This is a genomic window from Prevotella histicola (assembly GCF_055385135.1).
Genome location: NZ_AP043793.1, coordinates 171,879 through 191,494, shown reverse-complemented (window position 1 = coordinate 191,494; position 19,616 = coordinate 171,879). Strand labels below are relative to the sequence as shown.

Here is a 19,616-nt window from a genome sequence, read left to right as displayed (position 1 = left end):
ACTATGGCATATAAGATTCTTGCTATAAATCCGGGCTCAACATCAACGAAAATATCCCTCGCAAATGATGATCAGCCAATATTTATGGCAGACATTACACATACGCAGGAGCAATTAAAACCCTTCAAACGTATATCTGACCAATATCACTTTCGAAAGCAAGTAGTTATAAATGAGCTAGAAAAAAGGAATATACCATTAGACTTTGATGCTGTCATTGGTCGTGGAGGATTAGCTAAGCCTGTCTCTAGTGGCGTCTTTACAATAACAGAGAAGATGATAATAGATCAGCAGCAAGCTATACATCAGCACGCATGTGACCTTGGTTGTATGATTGCTGATGAAATTGCAAGAGAGATTCCTGGATGTAGAAGTTTCATCGCTGACCCTGGTGTCGTCGATGAAATGGAGCCAGAAGCACATATTTCTGGTTCACCTCTCATGCCACGTATGTGTATCTGGCATGCACTCAATCAAAAGGCAATTGGTAGGAGATTTGCGAAAGACATGGGAACAAGCTACGAGAAGTTAAATCTTATCATCTGCCATCTAGGAGGTGGAATTTCTATTGCAGCACATGATCATGGACGTGCTATTGATGCTAACAATGCACTGGACGGCGAAGGGCCTTTTTCTCCTGAACGAGCTGGGACCTTACCTGCAGCTGACTTAATTCATCTATGCTTTAGTGGTAAATACACAGAAGAACAATTATTAAAGAAGGTAAGCGGGCAAGCAGGGCTAATGGCTCATCTTGGAACTAATGACCTTAAAGAGGTCATGACTTGGATAAAAGCAGGTGACAAACATGCTGAAGCCATTGTGTCAGCCATGATATGGCATATTGCAAAAAACATAGTGGCAGAAGGGGCTGTTTTATATGGAAAAGTGGATGCTATCCTCCTTACAGGTGGTATGGCTCGCTCAGAATATATCATTGATCGTCTGAAAAGACGTATAAGCTTTCTTGCTCCAGTATATGTTTATCCAGGTCAAGATGAAATGCAGGCACTGACAGAGAATGCCTTATCAGTATTACGCGGAGAACGATTAGCACAAGATTATTAGTATTTATCAAATATAATTTTAAATAAAACCAAATCTTATGAAAGTACATGAATATCAGGCGAAGCAATTCTTTGCTAGTTATGGGCTCCCAGTCGACAGAAATATCATCTGTCGAACTCCCGATGAAGCAGTTGAAGCCTACAAGAAGTTAGGTTTAGAAAAAGCCGTTGTTAAGGCACAAGTACACACTGGTGGTAGAGGAAAAGCTGGTGGAGTCAAATTAGGAAGTAATGAAACGGAAATTCGGCAACATGCAGAAGCCATTCTCGGTATGAATATTAAGGGGTTTACCGTTGATCGTGTATTAGTCAGTGAGGCCGTTGATATCGCTTCAGAATATTACATGAGTATCTTAGTTGATAGGAAATCAAAGTGCCCTATGCTTATGCTGAGTCGTGCTGGCGGTATGGACATAGAGCAAGTTGCAAAGGAAACGCCCGAGAAGATTGAAAAAATCATAATTGATCCTGTCATTGGAATGAGTGATTATCTTGCACGAGAAGCGGCATTCAAGCTATTTGATGATATGGCTCAAGTAAAACAAGCAGTTCCTATCTTCAAGAATATCTATAAACTCTTTACGGAGAAAGATGCTTCTCTAGCTGAAATAAATCCATTGGTAATGCTAAAAGATGGCTCATTAAAGGCTATTGATGCAAAAATGACATTTGACGACAATGCTCTTTATAGACATCCTGATGTTGCCGAACTTTTTGAACCAACTCCAGAAGAGCGTAAGGAACGAGAAGCAAAAGACAAAGGTTTCAGCTATGTAAACCTTGGAGGAAGCATAGGCTGCATGGTAAATGGTGCAGGATTGGCTATGGCAACCATGGATATGATCAAGCTCTATGGTGGTGAACCAGCTAATTTCCTAGATATTGGCGGAAGCTCAAATCCTGAGAAAATTGTAGAAGCAATGAGATTATTATTGGGTGACAAACACGTAAAGGTCGTACTTATTAATATTTTTGGTGGTATCACTCGATGCGATGATGTTGCTAAAGGATTAATTGAAGCTTTCAAGATACTCAAGACAGACATTCCTATAGTTATCCGTTTAACAGGAACCAACGAAGCTGAAGGCCGTTCCATACTTGAAGAAACCCAATTCACAGTAGGAACGAGTATGTCAGATGCAGGGCATAAAGCTGTCGAACTTAGTAAGAACCTTTAAAAGATAATAGCTATGAGTATTCTAATCAATAAAGATACAAAGTTAATTGTACAAGGAATCACAGGCCGTGATGGAAGTTTCCACGCCTCTAAGATGAAAGAATATGGTACTAATGTAGTTGGTGGTACATCACCAGGCAAAGCAGGGCAAGAAGTATGCGGCATTCCTGTTTTTAATACAGTCAAAGATGCTGTAGCAGCAACAGGCGCCAATACCTCTATAATATTTGTCCCAGCCCCATTTGCAAAAGATGCAATGCTTGAGGCGATAGATGGAGGTATCAAATTAGTTATCTGCATTACAGAAGGAGTACCTACACTTGATGCTGTCCTAGCACAACGATATGCAAAAATAAAAGGAGTTCAAGTTATAGGCCCTAACTGTCCTGGACTAATTTCCCCAGAAGAAAGTATGGCAGGAATCATGCCTACTAACATCTTCAAAAAGGGACACACAGGCGTGATCAGTAGAAGTGGAACTCTTACATACGAAGTCGTATATAATCTAACTCAAGCAGGATTGGGACAATCAACAGCTGTAGGTGTAGGTGGAGACCCCGTTGTAGGACTTTATTTTGAGGATCTTCTCCGTATGTTCCAAGACGATCCCGAAACTGATAGTATTGCACTTATTGGTGAGATTGGAGGTGATGCAGAGGAACGTGCAGCACAGTTTATCAAGAAAAATATCACAAAACCTGTAGCAGTATTCATCTCTGGACAACAGGCACCACAAGGTAAACAAATGGGACATGCTGGTGCTATTATCTCCAGTGGCTCAGGCTCTGCAAGCGAGAAGATTGCAGCTTTTGAAGCTGTCGGAGTTCCTGTCGCAAAAGAAACAAGTGAGATTCCAGAACTTCTGAAAAGGCAATTGAAGAAATAATATACAAGAATTATAACAGAAAAAATCCCCAATAGCAAATTAAGATAAGCTATACTGGGGATTTTTTATTATATAAGGACTTTCCAAGTAACTAAGCTTTACAACTTATATTATTACCTTATTACAAGAAACATATAGTTACTCGTTAGATAAATATACATAATAAATCTTGTGCTAATAGCAAGCACATCCAGTGTTAAGTATAAACACATAAAGAGTGGAGGGCAAACACATAATGTGCGAATGGCTAACACCAAACTCTATCATGCAACTCGACATCTCATCGTATAATTTAAAGAATTATGAGTTGTCTACCTCAAAGAAAAGAATTACTTTTGTGCCTACAATCATTCATTTATCAAAAAGAGAACAGAACTAATGGAGGAACAGATTCTAATTAGAATAACAGGACAAGATAGACCAGGACTTATAGCTTCTGTCATGACGATTCTTGCAAAATATAATGCACATATTTTTGATATTGGCCAGGCTGACATTCATTCAACTTTATCATTAGGAATATTAATACGAAGTAATGAACTGTCATCAGGACAAATTATGAAAGAACTACTATTTAAAGCCACGGAACTAGGGGTAAACATAGGCTTTACACCCGTATCTGACGAGGAATATGAAAGCTGGGTAAACAACCAAGGGAAGAATAGATATATTTTGACAATCATTGGGCGCTCACTATCAGCAAAGAATATCGAGGCAATAACAAAGGTCATTGCTGCACAAGGCTTTAATATAGACTCTATCCGTCGACTCACAGGCCGCCAGAGTATATACAAGCAGAACCAGCATGTCAGAGCCTGCATAGAGTTCTCCCTGCGTGGTACTCCCAACAATAATGAAGAGATGCAAGCCGAATTAATGCTAATGAGTCATGAGCAAGGAATAGACTTTTCTTTCCAAGAAGATAATATGTACAGACGCATGCGAAGGTTAATCTGCTTTGATATGGATTCAACTCTTATCCAAACTGAATGTATAAACGAACTAGCTAAACGAGCAGGAGTAGGAAAAGAAGTAGCAGAAATCACTGAACGTGCTATGCGTGGTGAGATTGATTTTAGAGAAAGTTTTATCAAACGTGTAGCACTACTAAAAGGGCTTGATGCGAGCGTCATGCAAGAAATTGCAGAGACAATGCCTATTACAGAAGGTGTAGATCGATTGATGACTATATTAAAACAATGTGGCTATAAAATAGCTATCTTAAGTGGTGGATTTACTTATTTTGGTGAATATCTACAACGTAAATATGATATTGATTATGTTTATGCTAATGAATTAGAGATTGATAGTAACAATAAACTTACTGGGCGATATCTTGGAGAGATTATAGACGGGAAAAGAAAGGCTGAGCTCCTTAAATTAATAGCGCAGGTTGAAAAAGTAAACCTAGCTCAAACAATTGCTGTTGGAGATGGGACAAATGACCTACCAATGATTACCGAATCAGGATTAGGTATTGCTTTCCATGCAAAACCACGAGTTCGAGCTACTGCTGAGCAGAATATTACAACTATTGGACTCGATGGTGTACTCTATTTTCTTGGCTTTAAAGATAGCTATCTAGGAGATGCAGGAAAACTATAGTAATACTTCTTCTAGCTACATATCGGTCTATACTAAGTCCTCATAAGCTTGGTTCATCTCGTTCATAAGACTTTCGAAATTATCAGAATTTAAAGAGACTTTCCTGAACATCATTTCCAGATTATCACCAGAAAAGTTGACTGGAGTCTCATGTAACAATGTCACCATACCAGAAAGCATCAAGCGATATATTGTAGTTTGACGCAGATTGTTAATCTCTGTTTGAGCTTGTGTTATCCCCAACGCATAGGCTTGCATCTGAACTCGCACTATTGAACGAATAGCCAAAGGGACAGGTATACTATCATCAGCCAAAAGAGTTGGACAATCATCAAAAAAATCCTCAACAGATTGCAGATGTCCATTAAGTAGTTCATAAACCTGTTTCTGATATTCTGATGTCACGAATTCATACAACTCTTTAGTCTTGCAGGCATAACGTAACAATATCTTAGAAGGAGTTGCCTCCGAGAAATGTCGCCGTCTCATATCTTCAGTAACAGCATCTATATCAGAGTAATTCAAACGGACAAGGATGGGGAAAAGCACAGATACAAAATTAGTTGCCAATTTATCAAAGCTAGCAACCAACAGCTTTTTATAAACACACGCTTCTAAACGAGACTTCTGTGGGAAAATTGCATCAGCTTGACCCGAAAAAAAAGCATGAAAGTAGCCTCTGACCATAGCAGAGACTACCCTTGAACGATTTATATTTGAAATCTTCATTTACGATTATCTATGTCCACCAAAACTACTTCTGTTTACAGGTACATCAGTACGCGTGCTACTGGATTGTCCCGGAGTAGGCTGAAACGTCTCTGTTCTCTGACGTGCTCCACCAAAACTTTGGTTATATGTCTGAGATGGAGAAGAGTAACTACCTCTCGACATATTTCCAAAAGAACTTTGACTGCCATTGGAAGGGCGAGGTGCAGGTACAGGATCTTGGCTAGATGAACGAGGCGGAGTATTAAAATTACCACGACTCGCATTGCCAAAGCTGTTACGGCCCTGCTGATCATACGAAGGACTTCTCTTGGCTTCACTCCACGTATGTCCATTCTGATAAGTTTCTTGATATCCACCTACACGGTCTACTACGATAGGCTGTCCTGAACGACGTCCAAATCTTCCAGCATAATAACTATCTGCCAGCCTGTTTCTCCCACCACGATATGTCATATAATCAACAGGACGAGGACGATAGAAGACATTTCTATCTGCATAACGGTTATAAACCCGATAAGCATAACTATTGTCACGCCAATAAACAGGACGATAGAAATAGTCGTTGCCTACAAAATAATTATATTGACGGGCATCCAAAACATAGAATAAATCACTATTACGACGTGCCCAATAATTACCAAAAAGAGTATTTTCTCCTTGCATATTCAACAAATAATCCAGATTTATTTCATATACAGCTTCATACTGAGCATTAGTTAACCCAAGCTCATAAGCCATTTTATCTGAAAGAAATAATGCTTCTCTCCTTGCTTCATCATAAGCTATACGACCATAACGGCTTCCATAACCAAAACCATATCCATCATCATAATACTCTGATCCAGAAGAAGCTATAGGTCCTCCAACCCCGGTTCCTACAGAAAACATAGTACCACAAGAAGTAAACGTAAAGCTTAACAAGCTCAAAAACAAAATATTTAAACGAATATACTTCATATCAGTTACTTTTTAAGAGATTCTTACTGTGATCTTATATTTATATTACAAAAGTAACTTACTAACAGCAAAAAGCCTATAGGCAATCTCCTATTTTACAAAGGGAAGTTCCTATTATACGCTACCCTATTGCACTTCCTCGACAACTGTATTAGGAATTTCTTTAGATTTTAATAAATCATCAAGACTTTTGAATGTATACGCAGCCTTATCCTTCACAAATGAACTTGTGAAACGATCTCGTAAGCTCATCAATTTCTGCACAGCTTCTTGATAAGTCTCTGCAGTAATGCGATCAGCCATCTGCTGTGCATTAACAGGAGTGAAGTCGAAATACTGAACAAGATACTGCTGGAACTGACGACGCTGAGTTTGAGTCATTTCTTGCAATTGAACATTCATCTTGTCTTTTGTTCTATAGATAACAAATATAAGCTCATCAGGCTCACCTCCACGCTGCCCATGATCGTACTTTTTATCATACTCAAAATAACAATCACAAAAACCTTTTTCAGAGAGTTCCTTCAGTTCTTGCATAGCAGGATCAAGTACACGACGGCAGAAATCTGAAAACTTTTTGTAATTATTCTCTAAACGTAACATCTTACGAAAATCAATGGTCTTAATTACAGTACGCCCTTTCTCAACCCATGATTCGATAAACATATAGATACGCTGAGTATAACGATTCTTACAAGCAAAAACAATTTGTTTCCCTAGTCTGTGATATCCAAAATCCAAAGAGACTAATCTCTCCGCCACAGTATGATCAAGTTTAAGAATAGCATACTTATTATAAGAACGATCTTCTGGAATATAAACATCACAAAGATTCGTAGCTTTAGTATACTTTCTTCCTTCTGCAGTCTTGTATGGGATTTCTACAGGGATAGAAGCTAGCATTTTTAAGGAATTACGTAACTGAGGATAATGATTAGGATCAACTCCCAATTCTTTAAAAGGCAACTTTATAGGCATACGCCCATCCTCATCCAATTCATCCGTTTGGAATAAATCAAGCTGAAAACCACGTTTGTTATTCAGAATTCCATGCAAAATAGATTGTAGACTCTCAACAATTGATACTAAAATCCTGACTTGTATAAGAGAATAGTCATGACGCATCATCGTAACAGCTATAGGTTGCAATAGCCAAGTTTCTTCTTCAATAGGAATAAGATCATTAGATATTCCTCGTTTAACAGGAGCTTTCTGTGCCTTAGCTCCACGCTTACGGATGGTCTTCTTGGTGGTTGTTTTACCAGTCATTTCTTTGTTATTAGCCTTTGCCATGTATTATTCTAATAGCTTTTAGCTACAAAGATACACCTTTTTTCTGAACAATCTTGCAAATCCTTCAAAAATGATATACACATAAACCAACAATAACTATAATTCCTGATAAAGAAAACAGTTATTATAAAAAAAAAGAAGGAGCATACCTTCTTACATAAGACATGCTCCCTCTAGATAATAAATGAAATAAGAATGTAAAATCTGATAATTAATTATACCATATTTCACCTCCTAATAATTGCTCATCTGAATCATTCCCTTGATTACTTTGATTTTCATACTCAAAGTCTTCAATAATCTCTAAGGTTTTAGTCTCTTTCATATTAATAACCTCCAGTTAATTAGATTAAATTTTAAATAACAACTCTTGTTTGTTAAATGACTATGGCAAAGATAAAAAATAAATACAATAAAAGCAAGTTAAAAGTAAGAACCGGTGCAAAAATTAATCTTTTTTCATTAATGGCTATATGATAATTAAGAATTAAACCAAGAAATAATAAATTAGGAATGAAATTAAATAGTATTAGAGTCTTATATACATTAAATTAACTATAGAAATTAAGGATGTTACCTCCAACAATAAGTCAACAAAAAATTGGTAGATTTTTTACGGACAAATTTAACAATGAGACCATGCTTCAAGACTTTTACTTTTCGTGCAAAAACATCTACCTTCATATCATGGAAGCCTAAATGATCAGAAGAAAAGAGCTTATAGACTGCTTCTTTTGCACACCATGCTGTCAAGCAAGAGTCTATATCATTAAAAGGTTCATCGTCTCTTAAAAACCGAGAAGCTATCCTAAGAACACGATCAGCAGGATATTCTATATCAACACCAACCTCAAAAAAACGAGAAATAATAATTGCGACATAGCCTTTAGTGTGAGAAATACTAATATTGTATCCTTCAATAAAGGGCTTACCATCTGAATTATGAGATATAATAGGTGTATAGCCAAGCATTAAAGTAAGGAGTCTTAACTCTCCTTTCTTTTCAGCTTCCCTACCAGTTTCTATTGGAAGAACTCCAACCTTAATCTTCTCATCAATATCAGTTATTATCCGTTCCACAACCAATAGTAACTTTCACTTTACTAATTCTTCTCTCTTCTATTGCTAAAATCTCAAAGGTATAGTTCTTATACTTCAATATCTCATGAATAGCTGGGAAGTCTCCTTTAATCTCCAACAGTAAACCAGCTAATGAATCGGCATCACCTTCAACGAGATCAAACTCATCATCGGGAAGATTAAGAATTTTAGTAAAATCATTTAGGAGGGTCTTACCTTCGAAGATATACGTATTTGGAGCTAGTTTCGTATAATTATGATCCTCCTCATCATACTCATCATTTATCTCCCCGACAATTTCCTCCAATATATCTTCTAAGGTCACAATTCCACTTGTACCACCAAATTCATCTACAACAATAGCAATATGCACCTTATTCTCCTGAAATTCACGTAAAAGATCATCTATCTTTTTCGTCTCTGGAACAAAATAAGGAGGCCTAATAAGACTTTGCCATCTAAAGTTTGCTGGTTTCGATAGATGGGGCAATAAATCCTTAATATAAAGAACTCCTCGAATATTATCCTGGTTATCTTGGAATATTGGAATACGAGAATAGTTATTATCAACTATACATTTCAAAACATCTTCATAGGGACAATGAATATCTAAATCTACGATGTCTTGTCGAGAAGTCATCACCTCTTTCGCTGTTTCATCACCAAAGCGTATAATTCCTTGAAGCATCTTCCTCTCATCCTTTATATCACTCTTATCTGTCAGCTGCAAGGCCTGCTCAAGATCATCAACGGAAAGTTGTCGATTTTCTTTCTGTACCACCTTTTCTGCAAATGTTCCACTCTTTAATAAGATTGTTTCAATAGGCCAAAATAAGCGACGAAAAAATAAAACACCATTCGCGGCACGCCTACAAAATTGTAAAGGAGCTTTCCTACTATACACTTTCGGTGCTATTTCACCAAAAAGCAACAAAAGAAATGTCAACAGAATTGTTACACACAAGAACTGCAACCATTTTACGCCAAAAGTTAAAAGACTATCGAAAATATAATTGCAAAGCATAATAATAGCGACATTGACAAGGTTATTCGTTATCAGAATAGTAGCCAATGTTCGCTCATTATCATCTCTCAGTTCTTGAACCAGCTTATCTGAAGGACGTTTGTCAGGCTCTAATGCATCAACATCTACAGGGGACAAACTAAAAAAAGCTATCTCAGATGCACTCGCAAAAGCAGAAAGCAAAAGAAGAGCAATAGCAAAAAAGATTGCTATAGCAACATTAAGACTTATTGGATGTACACTTATATAAGAAGAAATGTCAAATAATGATGAATTCATCAAAACGGTAAATTTGAGTTATCTGAAGATGCTACACTATTACCTACACTACTTTCCTCACCAGTATTTTCTACCTTACGAGGAGTAGACAACCATTCAAGATTATCAGCATATATCTCAGTAACAAATCGACGCATCCCTTTCTTATCATCATAAGACCGATTGCGAATACGTCCTTCGATATAAATCTTGTCCCCTTTATGGATATACTTCTCTGCATATTTGGCAAGTCCTTTAAAAAGAACAATATTATGCCAATCTGTACGATCAGGAACGGACGTACCATTCGGCAGAACATATCCTCGTTCTGTTGTTGCCAAGGTAAAAGAAGCAACACATTGGTCTGCCTCGAAATAGCGAACTTCTGGATCGCGACCAACATTACCTATCAGCATTACCTTATTCATATCGGAAGAATCATAATAAAGTCATGTAGAATTACTTCCACATACCTAGATATTTAAATTTAAAATTCTTACCTTTAGCAGATGGGAATTGACTTCTACTATCAACTCTTTCTTTTAGATAGTCAATAATTCTGTTGTAACAATCCCAACCAGAAACAGCTTTACATCGTGCCACGAAATGAGTATCACGATATTCATGTTTACCAGAAGAGGGAATTAGTACAACGCGCTTGAAGTCGAATTCACCTTCATACCACCCCTCACATTCTTCATTAAGATGCATAATTGCGGTATTGTCTTTACGCTGTATTACATCTCCACTTGGACGAAGCGCTTTTTTTTGTTTAAAATCCATCATAGTTGCAGCCTCAGTTTTTATGACAATAAAATAAACACGTGGGCGAACCTTATAACGTTTAGGATAGAAAACATCATTAGCCGCATAATTTCTTATATCAGCTTCCAAGTCTGGCGTTAACTGAATATCTGGGATTGTACTTAAGAAATCTAAAGCTTCTTCAGCGTTATGTACTAATACTTCATTATCGAAATATCTAATATATAAATTCATAAGGATAATGTTCTGTATGTTTCTCTTTATAATGAGCGGCAAACGAGACTCGAACTCGCGACCCCGACCTTGGCAAGGTCGTGCTCTACCAACTGAGCTATTGCCGCATTAAAAACTGTAAGCAACAACTTACATCTAGAATCTATGTGAAGAGGAGGAGACTCGAACTCCCACGAAACAATTTTCACTACCCCCTCAAAGTAGCGCGTCTACCAATTCCGCCACCTCTCCAGCATATACCTGACACTCCAAATAGAAGTGTGCCCAGAACAGGACTCGAACCTGCACGTCGTGAAACACACGCACCTGAAACGTGCGCGTCTACCAATTCCGCCACCTGGGCATAATAGAGAAAAACTCTGGAACTTAATTTGGAATGTCAATGAGCGGCAAACGAGACTCGAACTCGCGACCCCGACCTTGGCAAGGTCGTGCTCTACCAACTGAGCTATTGCCGCATTAAAAACTGTAAGCAACAACTTACATCTAGAATCTATGTGAAGAGGAGGAGACTCGAACTCCCACGAAACAATTTTCACTACCCCCTCAAAGTAGCGCGTCTACCAATTCCGCCACCTCTCCAGCATATACCTGACACTCCAAATAGAAGTGTGCCCAGAACAGGACTCGAACCTGCACGTCGTGAAACACACGCACCTGAAACGTGCGCGTCTACCAATTCCGCCACCTGGGCATAATAGAGAAAAACTCTGGAACTTAATTTGGAATGTCAATGAGCGGCAAACGAGACTCGAACTCGCGACCCCGACCTTGGCAAGGTCGTGCTCTACCAACTGAGCTATTGCCGCATTTAACGTCTTCCTTTCACCAAAGGGCTAGACTTTGTCGGGGCGACAGGATTCGAACCTGCGGCCGCCTGGTCCCAAACCAGGAGCGCTACCGGGCTGCGCTACACCCCGTTGCTATTCTTAAATGAAAGAAGTCATTTCCGAATTGCGAGTGCAAAGGTACTATTTCTTTTTTACTCTGCAAAGTTTTTCATAGTTTTTTTTCTAAAATGCGATACTTTTTTATCGAGAAGACAAGACTAACAATAAGACAAAACAATGGATTATCTGCGTAAACATTTGAGTGTCAAACCTAAAACAACAACCAAATAAAATTTCCCTATCTACAAGCACATTGTTATATATCTAGCGGAATCGTTTCGCTTTGGGACTTTTCCTAAATAAGAAAAATCCTTTCCTTAGCATATAGACATATATTTTATACGCTATATTATGTTATTAACCTTTCTTTATATTTGAATTTAATTAAATTTTGAATAATGAATTATACCAAACTACAAGCATGCCTAGTTATACAATAGGCTCTTTTTTGTAAGAAGTATTCATATTCATAAAATAACAGATACCCTTTTATTATGCAAAACATATCCTTTTACATGATAAAAGATGCCCTTTTGAGAAGTAAAAGAGCCTCTTTTACATTGCAAAAGAGGCTCTTTTAAAATACGATTCCTAACTCATTGGACATCTGCATATTACAAAAGTAGGATACAACTAGTCAACTTCACTTTTCACCTAGTATGCACTTCTAATTTGTAAAAGAATATAACACCGACATATAAGATCAAATAGAGCCCCAAAACAAATAGAAAAGAGGAAATACCCGTTATGTGTATTTCCTCTTTGTTATACATTAAATTATACAAGAGTATATTCTTTATTTTATAATACCTTGTTCTTTAAAGATCTTCTTCAGAGCCTGAACTCCTCTCTCGACCTGTTCTTCCGTATGAGTGGCCATCAAGGCGAAACGGACAAGTGTGTCCTGAGGTGCACAGGCTGGTGGAATTACGGGATTAATAAACACACCAGCTTCATAAGCCAACTTCGTAACAATGAAAGTCTTTTCTATATCGCGAACATAAAGTGGGATGATTGGACTTTCAGTGTCACCAATCTCAAAACCTTCTTCCTTAAAGCGCTTTAATGCGTAATTTGTAACTTTCCACAGATTCTCCATACGCTCCGGCTCTTTTTCCAGTATGTGTAAAGCTTCTAAAGCTGCAGCTGTAGCAGAAGGAGTATTACTTGCTGAGAAAATATATGTTCGGCAAGTATGACGTAGATAATTAATAGTATCTTTATCACCAGCTATAAAACCTCCAATAGAGGCAAGACTCTTTGAGAATGTTCCCATGATCAAATCAACTTCATCTGTTAAATGAAAGTGGTCACAGACACCTCTTCCTTGGCGGCCAAAGACACCTAAACCGTGAGCCTCATCAACCATTATAGAACAGTTGTATTTACGCTTTAACCTCACAATTTCAGGAAGATTAGCTAAATCACCCTCCATTGAGAAGACTCCATCAACGACGATTAATTTTACAGCTTCCTTTGGAAGTTTTTGAAGAACACGCTCCAAATCCTCCATATCATTGTGCTTATAATGAAGCTGAGTTGCAAAACTCAAACGTCTGCCATCTACGATACTAGCGTGGTCACGATCATCACAGATGATATAATCTCCACGACCAACAACAACAGCAATCACACCTGCATTTACAGAGAATCCTGTTGAAAAAACAAGTGCTTCGTCTTTCCCTTCAAAGGCTGCTAGCTCTTTCTCCAATTGAACATGCAAATCCAGCGTACCATTCAGGAAACGACTTCCGGCACATCCTGATCCATACTTATCAAGAGCACGATGGGCTGCATCAATAACACGTTGATCATTTGGCAAGCCAGTATAGGCATTAGAGCCAAACATTAGAATCTTATTGCCATCAATGTCTGTAACCTCTGTTCCTTGCTTACTTGTAATCTCTCGAAAATATGGATACACACCGGCATCCATAAACTTCTGAGGATCGCGATAGCTCTTGTACTTATCTTGTAACTGTCCCATTATTATTAATAAAAGGTGTAGTCAATGACTACGTAAAATTATTTTAGGTTGCAAAGATACTAATTTAGAACGACAAAATGCAGAGAATAGATAGAAAAGTGTCCACCAGACGTTTTTTAGCCTTTGAAAAACGCTTAATATAATGATTAATATGTATCTTTGCCTGATAAAGCATATGCTTACTATCATAGGCACAATGAAAAAGAAAATTATTTTCATTCTCAACCCGATATCAGGTACTGTCAGCAAGGCTGGAATCCCCAAGCTGATAGAAGAACGACTTGATAAAGAGACGTTTGATTACGACATAGCAGAAACAGAATATGCTGGTCATGCAACAGAGCTTGCTAAAAAAGCTGCAGAAAAAGGAGTAGACATTGTCGTTGCTATTGGAGGTGATGGAACAGTAAATGAGGTAGGAAGAGCTCTAATCAACACTGAAACTGCAATGGCTATACTTCCTTGTGGCTCAGGGAATGGACTTGCACGGCATTTAAGATTACCCATGAACCTAAAGAAATGTATAGACATAATTAATATGTGTGATATCCACTCTTTAGATTATGGGATAATCAACCAGCACCCATTCTTTTGTACATGTGGAATGGGCTTTGATGCATTTATCTCCATGAAATTTGCGAATGCAGGAAAACGTGGACCGATTACCTACGTACAACAGGTTTTGGAAGAAGGAGTCAAATATGTTCCTGAGACTTACGAGATAGAGGACGAAGATGGGATTCAGCACTACAAAGCTTTTCTAGTCTCAGCAGCCAATGCTTCACAATATGGCAATAACGCTTACATAGCCCCTCAAGCCTCAATGAGCGACGGTTTACTTGACATTATAATTATGGAACCTTTTGACATTATTGATGCTCCACAGGTAGCTATAGAACTATTTAATAAAACGCTTGATAAGAATCTAAAGATAAAAACTTTCAAGGCAAAGCACTTACACATTCATCGGAAACAAGCTGGATTAATACACTTTGATGGTGATCCTGTAATCTCAGATGCTGACGTTGATATATCTATAGTTCCAAAAGGTATTCATATTCTAGTAAATCCTAATGGTGACAGGGGTGACAGACAGCCCAATATTCTTCAGACTGCTTTTTCTGAAATATTTTTTAATATAGACCTAATGAAGCAGGACTTTATAAAACAAAGTCGGAAAGTACAAGCCATCAATAAGAACTTACTGCGGAAACTTAATATATAAAAAGTTCCTTTACGAAAACAAATGGGTTTCACGTTTAAAGAATTTCACATAAATCAGTCTCATACAGCAATGAAAGTAGGTACTGATGGAGTCCTCCTTGGCGCATGGGCAGAAGGCGGAAATAAGATTCTTGACATTGGTACTGGAACTGGATTAATTGCCTTAATGATGGCACAAAGATACCCACACTCTATTATCGATGCCATTGACATAGACAAAGGTGCGCTGAAAGATGCTACATCTAATGTAGCAAATTCACCATTCTCAGAGCGTATAAATATTATCCAGAGCTCTCTTCAGAGTTTTCGTCTCCAAACTGACAATGAAAAACAGTCTCTATTATACGATGCAATTGTTAGTAACCCTCCCTTCTTTATCAACTCCTTAAAAAATAAGGTACAAAACAGGAGTTTTTCCAGACATACTGACACACTATCTTTCAGCGATCTTTGCCGCCATGCATCCCGACTTCTAAAAGACAATGGAACATTCTCTATCATAATACCTTTTGAAAATAGAGGAATTGTTGAGTCTGAAGCTATAATGAGTGGTTTATCAATCTCTTATGTAATAAATATTAAGACGAAAGAATCCAAGAATATCAAGCGTTGCCTAATAATGTTTAAGAAACAATTAAGATCAACATATAATGTGGTAAAAGAGACTTTATTAAACTCTAAAGGAGAACGTTCCGAATGGTATTCGCATTTAACTAAAGATTTTTATATCAAATAAGGCGAAATATAACAATAATATATATTAAATAATTAAAGCATCTACAACTCTTCAGCCTTTCGTTTTTATTTTGTATCTTTGCAAGCTAAATTGGAATAAATAGACTTTTATGAAACAAAATAGTTCAATACAAATGTTTACTGATTACGAAGGAGGTATACCAGATATGAATATACAGGTAGAAGGTAACATCCCTATCTTCGTAACACGTAACCTTGTTATGTTTCCAGGAATCCTCTCACCTATTCTCGTAGGAAGGAAGCCAACTTTAGCACTAGTAAAATATCTCGAGGAGAATCCTAATGCTATCATTGCTGTTGTTAGTCAGAAGGATAGCAATGTAAACGATCCGAACGAGGGAGATATCTATAACATAGGAGTATATGCACGCTTTGTACGTTCCTTTGATATGCCTGGATATGAGAATAACAATCGGACTGCTATTCTACAAGGACTTGGAAGGTGTAAAATAAAGAAAGTCACAAGTACAACTCCATTCATGTCAGGTATTACAGAATCCTTGCCAGAAGAAATCGATACTGATAAAGACCCAGAATTTACAACTGCCGTTGAAGACATGAAATTGGTGGCAAAGGAATATATACAAGAAAGCGATGATATTCCTGATGACACACAGTTTGCAATTGACAACCTCAAGAATCCCATCATTTCTGTCAATTACATATGTTCTACCGTGCCTTTTCCTGTAAAAGACAAAATATTACTCTTACAGGAGAATTCCATAAAAGACAGATTATTTAGGTTGATGAAGATTCTCAACCGAGAGATTCAATTCCAACAGCTGAGGCAAGACATCCGCTCAAAAACACGAGAAGACCTAGATGAACAACAGCGGGAATATTTCCTTCATCAGCAAATTAAAAATATTAAGGAAGAATTAGGAGATGGTGACTCAACCCCAGAGAAGAAAGAGTTACAGGAAAAAGCAAAAACCAAAAAATGGTCTAGTGAAGTAGCTAAGACTTTCCAAAAGGAATTAGATAGATTAGATACTCTTAATCCACAGAGTCCTGACTATAGTGTACAGGTAAATTATCTGCAGACCATGGTTGCATTACCATGGAATGAATACACTAAAGATGATCTTGATTTAAAACGTGCCAAACGTATACTTGACAAGGATCATTATGGAATGGAAAAGGTTAAGGACCGTATTTTAGAATATATTGCTGTACTACAATTAAGAGGAAGTTTGAAATCTCCTATTCTTTGCCTCTATGGACCTCCGGGAGTAGGTAAAACAAGTCTTGGGAAAAGTATTGCTGAAGCTATGAAACGGAAATACGTACGTGTTTCCTTAGGAGGATTACATGATGAGTCTGAGATCAGAGGACATCGTAAGACCTATATTGGTGCTATGCCTGGTCGTATTATAAAGAATATACAAAAGGCTGGCTCTTCTAATCCAGTGTTCATTCTTGATGAAATAGATAAGGTTACACAAAACACTATCAATGGGGATCCATCATCGGCTCTATTAGAAGTCTTAGACCCAGAGCAAAATAATGCTTTTCACGACAATTATCTTGACTTAGACTATGATCTTTCAAAAGTTCTATTTATAGCTACAGCCAATGATTTAAATACAATTCCTCGTCCATTATTGGATCGTATGGAGTTAATAGAGGTCTCTGGTTATATCACTGAAGAGAAGATTGAAATAGCAAAGCGCCACCTTGTTCCCAAAGAGCTAGAAAATACAGGATTAGATAAGTTGGAAGATAAGCCTAGGTTTACGAAGGCTGCGTTAGAACGAATCATAGAGAATTATACAAGAGAAAGTGGTGTCCGACAGCTTGAAAAACAAATAAATAAAGCTATGCGTAAATTGGCTTTACGTCAAGCAATGGACAAACAATTACCATATACCAAGATTAGCCCCGAGTCATTAGAAGATCTGCTTGGCAAGCCACCTTTTACACGTGACATATACCAAGGCAACAAATATGCAGGAGTTGTCACAGGTTTAGCATGGACCAGTGTTGGGGGAGAGATTCTTTTTATAGAAACATCGCTCTCAAAAGGTAAAGCAGGGAAACTTACACTCACAGGTAATCTTGGTGACGTAATGAAAGAATCTGCAATTATAGCTTTAGAGTATGTTAAGGCACATGTAGAATCACTAAATATAGATCCTCGTATTTTCGAGCAATGGAATATACACATCCATGTGCCAGAGGGCGCTACACCAAAAGATGGTCCATCAGCCGGAATAACCATTGCTACAAGTATAGCCTCTGCCCTAACTCAACGCAAGGTTCGTAAAAACACAGCTATGACAGGAGAGATAACACTCCGAGGAAAGGTGTTACCCGTAGGAGGTATAAAGGAAAAGATTCTCGCTGCAAAACGAGCAGGAATAACGGACATAGTAATGTGCACAGAAAACCAAAAAGATATTGAAGAGATTCCTGAGATTTATCGAAAAGGATTAGAATTTCATTATGTAGAGAACATCAAACAGGTTTGGGATTTTGCACTCACTAAAGAGAAGGTAGATCATCCTATTGAATTTACTATTACTGAGGAGAATAAAGTAGAAACAAAGAAATGACATTTGAACTTCAACACACTGACAATGCAAGTGATGCTCGCACAGGCATAATCACGACAGCGCATGGACAAATAAAAACTCCAATTTTTATGCCTGTTGGTACTGTCGGATCTGTCAAAGGAGTTCACTTCGATGAGCTATACAAACAGGTTAAAGCTCAGATTATTCTGGGCAACACATACCACTTATATTTACGCCCAGGCCTAGAGGTCCTAAAGGCTGCTGGTGGCTTACATGGCTTTAACGGATGGAAACGTCCCATCCTTACCGATTCTGGAGGTTTTCAAGTTTTCTCTTTAACTGGGATTCGTAAACTTTCAGAAGAAGGTTGTGAGTTCAGAAGCCACATAGACGGTTCAAAGCATATATTCACACCAGAAAGCGTTATGGACACAGAGCGTATTATTGGGGCAGATATTATGATGGCGCTTGACGAATGTCCTCCGGGGAAAAGTGATTATGAATACGCTAAAAAGAGCTTAGGCATGACACAACGTTGGCTAAATCGTTGTATAAAACGTTTCAATGAAACAGAGCCTCTTTATGGATATTCACAGAGCTTATTCCCTATTGTTCAAGGTTGTACTTATAAAGACCTAAGAAGAGAAGCTGCAAAGTTTGTAGCAGATAAAGGAGCCGATGGAAATGCTATCGGTGGATTGGCTGTTGGTGAACCTACAGAAATCATGTATGAAATGATTGAGGTTGTCAATGACATATTACCTAAGGATAAACCACGTTATTTAATGGGAGTTGGGACTCCACAGAATCTCTTAGAAGCCATAGAACGTGGAGTTGATATGTTTGATTGTGTTATGCCAACACGCAATGGGCGTAATGCAATGTTATTCACCTATCAAGGTACAATGAATATGCGCAACAAAAAATGGGAAATGGACTTCTCTCCTGTAGATTCAGAGGGATGCGAAATTGACCAAATTACAAGTAAAGCGTACCTCCACCATCTCTTTAAAGCAGGAGAGTTACTTGCTATGCAGATAGCAAGCATTCACAACTTATCATTCTATCTTAGGCTTGTTACAGATGCACGCTCTCATATTGAGCAAGGAGACTTTGTACAGTGGAAGGCTTCCATCATAGAGCAATTGGGAAGAAGAATTTAAGA

At 37.9% G+C, this 19,616-nt stretch carries 16 protein-coding genes and 8 tRNA genes; 8 read left to right on the top strand and 16 right to left on the bottom strand.

Going from position 1 to position 19,616, the window contains the following annotated elements; genetic code table 11:
• The first annotated feature begins 3 nt into the window (after positions 1-3).
• The 4 genes from buk (at position 4) to serB (ending at position 4,735) form a co-directional block, all read left to right on the top strand.
• On the top strand, positions 4-1,068 hold the full coding sequence (gene buk, locus ACZ48L_RS00830) for a butyrate kinase (RefSeq protein ID WP_025790625.1): 1,065 nt from the start codon (positions 4-6) through the stop codon (positions 1,066-1,068).
• 37 nt (positions 1,069-1,105) lie between these two features.
• Positions 1,106-2,245 carry an ADP-forming succinate--CoA ligase subunit beta gene (gene sucC, locus ACZ48L_RS00825; RefSeq protein WP_025790626.1) on the top strand — a complete coding sequence of 380 codons (1,140 nt, stop codon included), beginning with the start codon at positions 1,106-1,108 and terminating at the stop codon, positions 2,243-2,245.
• 12 nt (positions 2,246-2,257) lie between these two features.
• On the top strand, positions 2,258-3,130 hold the full coding sequence (gene sucD, locus ACZ48L_RS00820) for a succinate--CoA ligase subunit alpha (RefSeq protein WP_008822327.1): 873 nt from the start codon (positions 2,258-2,260) through the stop codon (positions 3,128-3,130).
• Between the two features lie 378 nt (positions 3,131-3,508).
• A complete protein-coding gene (serB, locus tag ACZ48L_RS00815) occupies positions 3,509-4,735 on the top strand; it encodes a phosphoserine phosphatase SerB (protein ID WP_199897289.1) in 1,227 nt (408 codons plus the stop codon).
• A gap of 27 nt (positions 4,736-4,762) precedes the next feature.
• Here serB and ACZ48L_RS00810 read toward each other — a convergent pair whose 3' ends face one another.
• The 16 genes from ACZ48L_RS00810 to spt form a co-directional block, all read right to left on the bottom strand.
• Positions 4,763-5,464: a hypothetical protein gene (locus ACZ48L_RS00810; RefSeq protein ID WP_025790628.1), complete on the bottom strand. Its 702-nt coding sequence runs from the start codon at positions 5,462-5,464 to the stop codon at positions 4,763-4,765.
• 6 nt (positions 5,465-5,470) lie between these two features.
• Positions 5,471-6,424: a hypothetical protein gene (locus tag ACZ48L_RS00805; RefSeq protein WP_025790629.1), complete on the bottom strand. Its 954-nt coding sequence runs from the start codon at positions 6,422-6,424 to the stop codon at positions 5,471-5,473.
• Between the two features lie 126 nt (positions 6,425-6,550).
• Positions 6,551-7,693 (bottom strand): replication initiation protein, encoded by a 1,143-nt coding sequence (locus tag ACZ48L_RS00800; RefSeq protein ID WP_081767842.1) that lies wholly within the window; start codon positions 7,691-7,693, stop codon positions 6,551-6,553.
• Positions 7,694-8,290: 597 nt separating this feature from the next.
• A complete protein-coding gene (locus tag ACZ48L_RS00795; protein WP_081767841.1) occupies positions 8,291-8,803 on the bottom strand; it encodes a 4'-phosphopantetheinyl transferase family protein in 513 nt (170 codons plus the stop codon).
• Positions 8,778-10,100 carry a gliding motility-associated protein GldE gene (gene gldE, locus ACZ48L_RS00790; RefSeq protein WP_025790634.1) on the bottom strand — a complete coding sequence of 441 codons (1,323 nt, stop codon included), beginning with the start codon at positions 10,098-10,100 and terminating at the stop codon, positions 8,778-8,780. The genes ACZ48L_RS00795 and gldE overlap by 26 nt, the downstream gene beginning before the upstream one ends.
• Entirely contained in the window at positions 10,100-10,507 is a 408-nt protein-coding gene (locus ACZ48L_RS00785) for a single-stranded DNA-binding protein (protein WP_025790635.1), read from the bottom strand. Before ACZ48L_RS00785 ends, gldE begins: the two co-directional genes overlap by 1 nt.
• Before the next feature lie 31 nt (positions 10,508-10,538).
• Positions 10,539-11,078 (bottom strand): hypothetical protein, encoded by a 540-nt coding sequence (locus ACZ48L_RS00780; RefSeq protein WP_008822318.1) that lies wholly within the window; start codon positions 11,076-11,078, stop codon positions 10,539-10,541.
• A gap of 34 nt (positions 11,079-11,112) precedes the next feature.
• Positions 11,113-11,185: transfer RNA gene (locus ACZ48L_RS00775), tRNA-Gly, on the bottom strand.
• Positions 11,186-11,225: 40 nt separating this feature from the next.
• A tRNA-Leu gene (locus ACZ48L_RS00770) sits at positions 11,226-11,309 on the bottom strand.
• 30 nt (positions 11,310-11,339) lie between these two features.
• Positions 11,340-11,421, bottom strand: a tRNA-Leu gene (locus ACZ48L_RS00765).
• A gap of 42 nt (positions 11,422-11,463) precedes the next feature.
• Positions 11,464-11,536: transfer RNA gene (locus ACZ48L_RS00760), tRNA-Gly, on the bottom strand.
• Positions 11,537-11,576: 40 nt separating this feature from the next.
• Positions 11,577-11,660, bottom strand: a tRNA-Leu gene (locus ACZ48L_RS00755).
• 30 nt (positions 11,661-11,690) lie between these two features.
• Positions 11,691-11,772 (bottom strand) — tRNA-Leu (locus ACZ48L_RS00750).
• Between the two features lie 42 nt (positions 11,773-11,814).
• Positions 11,815-11,887, bottom strand: a tRNA-Gly gene (locus ACZ48L_RS00745).
• A 37-nt stretch (positions 11,888-11,924) separates the two neighbouring features.
• A tRNA-Pro gene (locus tag ACZ48L_RS00740) sits at positions 11,925-11,998 on the bottom strand.
• Between the two features lie 766 nt (positions 11,999-12,764).
• Positions 12,765-13,955 (bottom strand): serine palmitoyltransferase, encoded by a 1,191-nt coding sequence (gene spt / locus ACZ48L_RS00735; RefSeq protein ID WP_008822317.1) that lies wholly within the window; start codon positions 13,953-13,955, stop codon positions 12,765-12,767.
• Between the two features lie 196 nt (positions 13,956-14,151).
• Here spt and ACZ48L_RS00730 point away from each other — a divergent pair, with 196 nt between their 5' ends.
• The 4 genes from ACZ48L_RS00730 to tgt all read left to right on the top strand — a co-directional run bounded on the left by ACZ48L_RS00730 (position 14,152) and on the right by tgt (position 19,614).
• Positions 14,152-15,180 carry a diacylglycerol/lipid kinase family protein gene (locus ACZ48L_RS00730; protein WP_025791699.1) on the top strand — a complete coding sequence of 343 codons (1,029 nt, stop codon included), beginning with the start codon at positions 14,152-14,154 and terminating at the stop codon, positions 15,178-15,180.
• 21 nt (positions 15,181-15,201) lie between these two features.
• The gene (locus ACZ48L_RS00725; RefSeq protein WP_025791698.1) at positions 15,202-15,915 is read left to right on the top strand and encodes a tRNA1(Val) (adenine(37)-N6)-methyltransferase; all 714 of its coding nucleotides are present in this window, start codon (positions 15,202-15,204) and stop codon (positions 15,913-15,915) included.
• A gap of 109 nt (positions 15,916-16,024) precedes the next feature.
• Positions 16,025-18,490: an endopeptidase La gene (gene lon / locus ACZ48L_RS00720; RefSeq protein ID WP_008822314.1), complete on the top strand. Its 2,466-nt coding sequence runs from the start codon at positions 16,025-16,027 to the stop codon at positions 18,488-18,490.
• The gene (gene tgt, locus ACZ48L_RS00715; RefSeq protein WP_008822313.1) at positions 18,487-19,614 is read left to right on the top strand and encodes a tRNA guanosine(34) transglycosylase Tgt; all 1,128 of its coding nucleotides are present in this window, start codon (positions 18,487-18,489) and stop codon (positions 19,612-19,614) included. Before lon ends, tgt begins: the two co-directional genes overlap by 4 nt.
• Positions 19,615-19,616: the final 2 nt, after the last annotated feature.